The organism is Methylophaga sp. UBA4204, from assembly GCF_002379485.1.
Classification (GTDB): Bacteria; Pseudomonadota; Gammaproteobacteria; order Nitrosococcales; family Methylophagaceae; genus Methylophaga.
Genome location: NZ_DFTU01000054.1, coordinates 2121 through 10676, shown reverse-complemented (window position 1 = coordinate 10676; position 8556 = coordinate 2121). Strand labels below are relative to the sequence as shown.

The 8556-nt window shown below is 47.2% G+C and carries 11 protein-coding genes; all 11 read left to right on the top strand.

The features are described 5' to 3' along the window. The coding region (locus B3182_RS07695; protein WP_292752225.1) for a class I tRNA ligase family protein at positions 1-1025 on the top strand (1025 nt) is incomplete at its 5' end. Between the two features lie 18 nt (positions 1026-1043). Then, positions 1044-1529: an LPS assembly lipoprotein LptE gene (gene lptE, locus B3182_RS07690; protein WP_292354766.1), complete on the top strand. Its 486-nt coding sequence runs from the start codon at positions 1044-1046 to the stop codon at positions 1527-1529. 5 nt (positions 1530-1534) lie between these two features. Continuing rightward, positions 1535-2566, top strand: coding sequence for a DNA polymerase III subunit delta (gene holA, locus B3182_RS07685; RefSeq protein WP_292354768.1), 1032 nt, complete (start codon positions 1535-1537; stop codon positions 2564-2566). 29 nt (positions 2567-2595) lie between these two features. Continuing rightward, positions 2596-3852, top strand: a complete 1257-nt coding sequence (locus B3182_RS07680) for a glutamate-5-semialdehyde dehydrogenase (protein ID WP_292752247.1) — start codon at positions 2596-2598, stop codon at positions 3850-3852. Further along, entirely contained in the window at positions 3833-4492 is a 660-nt protein-coding gene (nadD, locus tag B3182_RS07675) for a nicotinate-nucleotide adenylyltransferase (protein ID WP_292354772.1), read from the top strand. The genes B3182_RS07680 and nadD overlap by 20 nt, the downstream gene beginning before the upstream one ends. A gap of 6 nt (positions 4493-4498) precedes the next feature. Beyond that, complete coding sequence (locus tag B3182_RS07670; protein ID WP_292354774.1) at positions 4499-5350, top strand: YdcF family protein; 852 nt, start codon at positions 4499-4501, stop codon at positions 5348-5350. Between the two features lie 33 nt (positions 5351-5383). Beyond that, positions 5384-5740, top strand: coding sequence for a ribosome silencing factor (rsfS, locus tag B3182_RS07665; protein WP_014706491.1), 357 nt, complete (start codon positions 5384-5386; stop codon positions 5738-5740). Beyond that, positions 5737-6207: a 23S rRNA (pseudouridine(1915)-N(3))-methyltransferase RlmH gene (gene rlmH, locus B3182_RS07660; protein ID WP_292354777.1), complete on the top strand. Its 471-nt coding sequence runs from the start codon at positions 5737-5739 to the stop codon at positions 6205-6207. The genes rsfS and rlmH overlap by 4 nt, the downstream gene beginning before the upstream one ends. Next, positions 6204-6791, top strand: a complete 588-nt coding sequence (locus tag B3182_RS07655) for a Maf family protein (protein WP_292354779.1) — start codon at positions 6204-6206, stop codon at positions 6789-6791. Before rlmH ends, B3182_RS07655 begins: the two co-directional genes overlap by 4 nt. Further along, positions 6781-8253, top strand: coding sequence for a ribonuclease G (gene rng, locus B3182_RS07650; RefSeq protein ID WP_292354781.1), 1473 nt, complete (start codon positions 6781-6783; stop codon positions 8251-8253). Before B3182_RS07655 ends, rng begins: the two co-directional genes overlap by 11 nt. 2 nt (positions 8254-8255) lie before the next feature. Continuing rightward, the coding region (locus tag B3182_RS07645; RefSeq protein ID WP_292752221.1) for a hypothetical protein at positions 8256-8556 on the top strand (301 nt) is incomplete at its 3' end.

The window sequence follows — 8556 nt, the reverse complement described above, 5'->3', positions numbered from 1 at the left end:
ATTGTCCGGAGTGTGGCAAACCGGCTCGCCGAGAAACCGATACCTTTGATACGTTCTTTGAATCATCCTGGTATTACGCACGATTTACCAGTGCCGATAATCACGAAGCGATGCTGGATCAACGGGCTGATTACTGGTTACCGGTTGATCAATATATTGGTGGCATCGAACACGCTGTTTTGCATTTACTGTATGCCCGGTTCTTCCATAAATTATTACGTGATGAAGGTCTTGTCAGTGGTGATGAGCCATTCAAGAACCTGTTAACTCAGGGTATGGTACTGAAAGATGGTGCCAAAATGTCCAAGTCAAAAGGTAACACTGTTGATCCACAGGCATTAATCGATGAATACGGTGCCGATACTGCGCGCCTGTTTATGATGTTTGCCGCGCCACCCGAAATGTCACTGGAATGGTCAGATAACGCAGTGGAGGGTGCTAACCGTTTTCTTAAACGGTTATGGCGCAGTGTTCATGAGCACACTGAAAAAGGTGTAGTGAAAGACAAAAACCTTACCGACCTGTCCGAAGCCGCGACAGACTTGCGCCGTCTGGCCCACCAGACACTGACAAAAGTGAGCGATGATTTGGGGCGTCGTCATACGTTTAATACGGCTATTGCAGCAGTGATGGAGTTGATGAACGGCTTAAGCAAATTTACCGAACAAGATACTCAGGCGCGGGCAGTTCGCCAGGAAGTACTTGAATTAGTGGTGTTGATGTTGGCACCTATTACGCCGCATATCTGTCATGCATTATGGTCTCAGCTGGGTTATGACAAAGCCGTGATTGACGCTCAGTGGCCTCAAGTCGATGCCGAGGCGCTAAAACAGGACAAAACCGAGCTGATGATTCAGGTCAATGGTAAGCTACGTTCGAAATTGATGGTCGATGTAAATGCCCAGCAAGCGGATATCGAGCCACTGGCTATCGCAGATGAAAATGTTCAGCGTTATATTGATGGTAAAACCATCCGCAAGATTATTCTGGTGCCAGGAAGACTGATTAATATTGTTGTCGGCTGATAAACAAAGGAAACAGTAATGTTGAAGAAACTGATAATTGCAGTTTTTTGTATGACGGTAGCGGCTTGCGGTTTCCAGTTGCGTGGTGCCGCAGATTTACCTGAAAGCATACAGACATTGCATATTCAGGGGATCAGTATGCGTCAGGGACTCGGCTTGGAACTGAAACGCACCTTGAGACGTAACGGTATTAATGTGGTTGACGACTATATGGAAGGCGCGGCGGTATTAAGCTTCCTGGAAAATCGCTATGAGCGACATGTATTGTCAGTGGGGGGTAATGCCAAGGTCAGTGAATATGAATTGATATTGGAAGTCGCATTTCAACTGACAGACAATCAGCAAAATAAACTAATCGATAATGAACGATTTGAAGCCCAGCGAGATTATCAGTTTGACCAGGAACAGGTATTAGGACGTGATGGTGAAGAAAGTTTGTTGCGTGAAGAAATGGAAAAACAAATCAGTCAGGCAATAGTTCGCCGTTTATCCGCTTTGGATTAGATTTGATGCGAGTTAAAGCAGAACAGCTCAGCTCACAGATACAACGTAGTTTTCCTGTCACCAGTGTGCTGTATGGTGATGAGCCTCTGCTAGTGGAAGAAGCTGCGGATACGATCCGTCAGCAAGCCAAAGTTCAGGGTATTACCGAACGGCAGGTTTGGCATGCCGATGCCCGTTTTGACTGGTCCAAACTTAGATTTGCTGACGATAGTCTTTCCCTGTTTGCTTCGCAGAAACTGGTCGAGATCAGGTTGCCTTCAGGGGCCCCCGGTAAAGAAGGCGGAGCGTTTCTGAGAGAATTTGCCGAGCAACCTGCACCCGATACGTTTTTATTACTGATCACTGGCAAGCTGACGCCCCAGCAACAAAAAGCAAAGTGGTTTACTGCATTGGAAAGTGCAGGCATCAGTGTTCCGCTCTGGCCGGTCAGTATTGAAATGCTTCCCCGCTGGATCCAGCAGCGCATGCAACAGAAAGGCTTGCAGGCAAACTTCTCTGTCGCCACCATGCTGGCAGAAAGAACAGAAGGCAATTTATTCGCTGCCGCTCAGGAAATCGATAAACTGGTATTACTTAGCCCTGATGGTAATGTGGATGAACCCTTATTAATGGAAAGCGTTGCTGACAGTGCCCGATTTGAAGCATTTTCACTGATGGATGCTGTCTATTCTGGTCAGTCTGCCAAGATTCCGCGTATGTTAAGAATGTTACAGGCGGAAGGTAATGATGTATTGGCCGTGTTTTCGGCAGTATCCTGGTCTTTACATCGAATGGTTGATATGGCCGATCAATTGGACAAAGGTGCTGCACCGGCCCAGGTTTTCAGCAGTCAGAAACCTCCCGTTTGGGATAAGGCGAGACCGTTGATTCAAACAGGATTACGTCGCCATGCTGCAGCAAAATGGCGAACATTTTTACCGCAAATGGCGGCAATTGATCGCGCTGCAAAAGGTGGCGGTAATGATAATGCATGGCGGATGCTGACCACCCTGTGTCTACAGGTTGCTGGTGTGCCAATGCAATTACAGCAAACATGAAAGCAGAGAAATTAAAAGAGGAGAGTGCTGTGGAAGTCGCAGCCTACATGCAGAAACTGGGTCAACAGGCCCGCGAAGCCAGCCTGGTATTAGCACGCGCAACGACCAATAATAAAAATGCGGCGCTATTGGCGATTGCCACGGCGATCCGCAGTCAGGCTGATGGCTTGAAAACTGCCAATCAACAGGATTTGCAGGCTGGCAAAGCCAAAGGACTGGATGCTGCGATGCTGGATCGTTTGACATTGACCGATGACCGGATTGAGTCAATGGCACAAGGTCTGGAACAAATTGCGGCATTATCTGATCCTATCGGCGAAATCAGTGATATGCGGTATCGGCCTTCCGGTATTCAATTGGGCCAGATGCGGGTACCGCTGGGCGTTATTGGCATTATTTATGAATCACGGCCAAATGTGACCGCGGATGCTGCAGGATTATGTCTGAAATCCGGTAATGCAACTATTCTGCGTGGTGGCAGCGAAGCAATACATTCGAATCAGGCTATTGCAGACTGCATCCATCAGGGATTGCAGCAGGCCGGTTTACCAATTACTGCGGTTCAGGTCGTTGAAATCACGGATCGTGAAGTAGTAGGTCAACTGATTACCATGCCTGAATATGTCGATGTCATAGTGCCACGCGGTGGGAAGAGTCTGATAGAACGTATCAGTCATGACGCTCGAGTGCCTGTTATCAAGCATCTTGATGGCATCTGTCATGTATATGTCGATGTGGAAGCTGATTTGAGCATGGCGCAAGAGATTGCCTTTAATGCCAAATGTCACCGTTATGGTGTATGCAATGCAATGGAAACGCTGCTGGTACATGCTGATATTGCCAGCGAGTTTTTGCCTGCTATGGCCAAGCGTTTTATCAATGAAGGCGTTGAATTACGAGGCTGCAATGAAACCTTACATATTCTGCCGGATATCACCGTGGCAACGGACGCCGATTGGGATACTGAATATCTTGCCCCCATTCTGTCGATAAAAATTGTCAAAGATGTAGACGATGCGATGCTGCATATTTATCAGCATAGTTCTGCCCATACCGAAAGTATCGTGACGCAAAATTATGACACCGCTAGACGCTTTCTGCAGGAAGTAGACTCCAGTTCAGTGTTGGTAAATGCATCGACACGTTTTGCTGATGGTTTTGAATATGGTCTGGGTGCTGAAATCGGTATTTCTACCGATAAATTGCATGCTCGTGGTCCGGTGGGTTTAAATGGTTTGACGTCACAAAAATGGATAGTGTTTGGTAGTGGTCAAATCAGAACATAAAACCGAGACAATAGGCATTCTTGGCGGTACCTTTGATCCGGTGCATTTCGGGCATTTGCGCTCGGCTCTGGAAGTCTGTCAGCAGCTGGAGTTAAATCATGTCCGGCTGATTCCGTGTGCGATACCGCCGCATCGCCAGCCCACCATGGCCAGTGCTGATGCACGGCGGTTGATGCTGGAAATCGCAGTAAAATATGTTCCCCAATTAACTGTTGACGATCGAGAACTGCATCGTGAAGGGCCCTCTTTTTCGGTGGATACCTTACTCAGTCTGCGCGAACAATTTGTTAATAACCCATTATTTCTTATTCTGGGTACCGATGCTTTTCGTAACATTAGCAGCTGGTCCCGCTGGCAACAGATTTTGCAATTAGCGCATATCGTGGTGGTGCAAAGACCTGATGAAACATTGGATATGCATGAAGAACTAGAGGTCTGGTATCACCAGAATCTGGCTCAGGCAGAAGATCGACAACTCTCATCAGGCAAGATATGGCCATTGAATGTAACGCCAATGGCGATTTCCGCCACGCAAATCCGTGATGAATTGTCGGCGGGAAACCCGGTCAATTTTTTGTTACCGGATTCGGTTATTGCTGTGATAGAGCAATTAGAACTCTACCAGTCGAAAAAACAGTAACGTTTAATGGAACAAGTATTTTTTGTACTATCAAAATTGGCTTGGGCATTGCTCAGTCCGTTTATGATGCTTAATCTGTTCCTGGTATTTGGCACGCTATTTTTATTGTTCGGTTACCGAACAATCGCGTTAAGATTTCTGTTGCCAGCGCTGGTGTTCAGTTTGAGTCTGATGATATTTCCAATTGGCGACTGGTTAATTCATCCACTGGAAGCCCGTATCAGCCAACCCCAGCAGCTGCCAGAAAATATTGATGGCATCATTGTTCTGGGGGGCGGTGAAGATATAAAAACCACCATCAGTTGGCAACAGCCTCAGGTCGGCCAGGCCAGTGACCGTTATTTTGGGGCTGCATTGTTAGCCAAAAAGTACCCTGACAGTCCAATCATTTTTACCGGTGGTAGCAATTTACTGCGCTTTGATGCCGGGGCAACGCCTGCCGAGCTTAGCCATCAATTATTGACCATGGTGGGAATTGATGAAGAGCGACTGATCATTGAATCTCAGTCACGTAATACCTACGAAAATTTCCAACGGCTAAAAACAGTCATACCCAAAAGAAATGGCCAGTATCTTTTGGTGACATCGGCTTATCATATGCCGCGGTCAGTAGGCATTGCTGAAAAACAGGGTATAAAGGTATTACCCTATCCGGTGGATTATCGCAGTCAGACGGGAGAGTCCCGTCAGTTGGACTTTGCGGTTTTTGAACAACTGGAAAAACTTGAGCCTGCCTGGCGCGAGTGGGTCGGACTGACCGCCTATTTCATTACCAGAAAAACCAGCCAGTGGTTTCCGGAGGGGCCGAGTGACCGCTTCGTCGAAACCACCACAGACGCACAGGCTGACATACGTTAAACTTAACAACGAAATTTATTATTTGGAGTGCCCATGAAGGCAGAACAATTGAAATTATTAGTGATAGACGCACTGGAAGACATTAAAGCAGAGGATATTACCGTGCTGGATGTAACCGGTATGACCGATGTTACGGATGTGATGATCATCGCTACTGGTAAATCCAACAGACAGGTTAAAGCATTGGCGAATGAAGTTTCTTCGCAGGCAAAAGCGGCTGGCGTCCAACCTCTCGGCATGGAAGGTGAAGATATTGGCGAATGGGCTTTGGTGGATTTAGGTGACGTAATTGCACATATTATGACACCGCAAACCAGAGCGACTTACAATCTGGAAAAATTATGGTCTGTCGCTGAAGTTACGCAAAGTGCTTCGGCAGATAGTGAATGAAACTGAATCTGCTTGCTGTCGGCCAGAAAATGCCGCAGTGGGTTATCGAAGGTTATAACGAATACGCACGGCGTATGCCGAGGGAATGTCAGCTTAATCTGCAGGAAATTGCTCCGTCAAAGCGAGGTAAATCAGGCAGTTCAGGACAATGGATGCAGGAAGAGGGCAAACGGATCATGACCGCTTTACCGCAAAATGATTATGTGGTCGCGCTGGAAGTCGGTGGTCGTAACTGGTCGACGGAACAGCTGGCGGAGCAATTAAAAAACTGGCAGGCATCCGGTCGGGATGTCAGTCTGTTGATTGGTGGACCGGATGGCTTATCCGATGAGTGCCAGCAACGTGCCGATCAAAAATGGTCATTATCCAATCTGACCTTGCCACATCCGTTGGTTCGAATTGTGGTTGCAGAACAGTTATATCGTGCCTGGACGGTTCTGCAGAATCATCCCTACCATCGCGCATGAAATTTCCCAAAGTTTATCTGGCCTCTGCTTCACCGCGACGGCGTGAACTCCTGACTCAAATCGGAGTCGATTTTTCTGTATTAAACGTTGCCGTTGATGAATCTGTTTTAGCGGCAGAAACGCCGTCCGATTATGCCAAGCGTATTGCATTAGCCAAAGCTCAGGCAGGCTGGGAAACTCTAAAGACAGACTATCGACCGGTCATAGGCGCCGATACTGCTGTGGTTTTGCCTTCACAGCAAATTCTTGGCAAGCCGGAAAACCTGCAACAGGCAGAAGCTTTTTTGCTGCAATTATCTGCTAGCAGACATCAGGTGCTCAGCGCAGTGGCGATTGTCTGGCAACAGCAACATTGGCTAAGCTTGCAAATCAGTGACGTACAATTCAAAAAGCTGAGTTCAGCCGAAATTGACTGGTATCTTGCCACTGGAGAAGGAAAAGATAAGGCTGGAGGATATGCGGTACAGGGCTTAGCTGCTATGTTTATTGAAAATATCAAAGGCAGTTACTCCGGTGTGATGGGCCTGCCATTATTTGAAACCAGTCAGATTTTACAACAGGTAAATATCGTCAATGAGCAGTGAAATTCTGATTAATGTCACGCCCAGTGAAACCCGTGCTGCAGTGGTGGAAAACGGTGTGTTGCAGGAAATTTTCATTGAGCGCAGTGAACATCGTGGATTAGTTGGCAACATATACAAAGGAAAAGTCTGTCGGGTATTACCTGGGATGCAGGCTGCCTTTGTTGAGATCGGCTTATCCCGTGCAGCCTTTCTGCACGCTTCGGATATTTCGATTCCCAAAGGACAGTCTGGTGATTTAAAAGAAGCCCCGCGAATTACACCGCCGATTACCAGCCTGCTACGCGAGGGTGATGAGTTATTGGTTCAGGTGATCAAGGATCCGATGGGCAGTAAAGGCGCAAGATTGACCACGCAGTTGTCAGCTTCATCCCGTTATCTGGTGTATATGCCCGAAGCGGAAGGCATCGGCATCTCATTGAAAATTGAGGGTGAAGCTGAGCGCGAGCGACTGAAAATCTGTTTGTCGGAGCTGTTGGGAGAGCAACAGGGGGGATACATTTTACGTACAGCAGCAGAAGGTGTCAGCGATGCCGAATTACGCGCCGATCTGGATTTTTTGCATCGCTTGTGGGAAAAATTGCGTCAACGCGTCACTTCTACCCAATGCGGGGAGGCTTTATATCAGGATTTGCCCTTAACCTTACGTGCTTTGCGGGATTTGTTTTCTCCAGAGATTGATCGCATTCGCATTGATGCTGCTGAAACCTTTAAAGAAGCTCAGCAGTTTGCTGAAGGATTTATGCCGGAATGTGCTGCCCGACTGGAACATTATCGGGGGGATCGACCATTATTTGATTTATTTGGTGTGGAAGACGAAATTCAGAAAGCACTGGATCGTAAGGTGCCACTGAAATCAGGTGGATATGTGATTTTTGATCAGACCGAAGCTATGACCACCGTCGACGTAAACACCGGTGGCTTTGTCGGCCATAAAAATCTCGAAGAAACCATTTTCAAAACCAATCTTGAAGCTGCACAGGCCATAGCACGCCAGCTGCGAGTGCGAAACCTTGGCGGCATTATCATTATTGATTTTATTGATATGGAAGAACTCAGTCACCGTGAACAGGTTTTGCGGACGCTGGAAAAAGCCATGTTGCTGGATCGAGCCAAACATAATATCTGTGCGGTTTCCGAACTGGGGCTGGTGGAAATGACCCGTAAACGCACGCGTGAAAGCCTGGGGCATATCCTTTGTGAGCCCTGTCCCTGCTGTGATGGTCGAGGCTATACCAAAAATGTTGAAACGGTCTGTTATGAGATTTTCCGAGAAATTCTGCGTGAATCGCGTCAATACGAATCGAAACAGTTTCTGGTGTTGGCCTCTCAGGACGTGATTGATCGTCTTAATGATGAAGATTCCACGAAAGTGGCTGAGTTAGAGCAATTTATTAGTAAACCGATTCTGTTTCAGTGTGAGCCTCAATATGGCCGTGAACAATTTAATGTGGTGCTGATGTAGTTATGTCGCTTATGCATCGCAGCCTGCACATTGCAGGAAGACAAGTTACCAATATTGTGGTTATGACTGCGGTGATCATGCTGGTCTGTGTTGGACTGGCGTACTGGTTTTCCAATGCCATTGCCGAACGAAAAGATGAAATTGCTGCATGGGCAACTGAAAAAACCGGTTATCCGATTCAAATTGGTGAAGCAGGTCTTTACTGGTTTGATTTGTTTCCAAAATTAATGGTGACCGATATTTCGGTGATGCAGGCAGAGCCAGATATTGGTGAACTGTTTACCGCAGAAGAGCTTTATATCG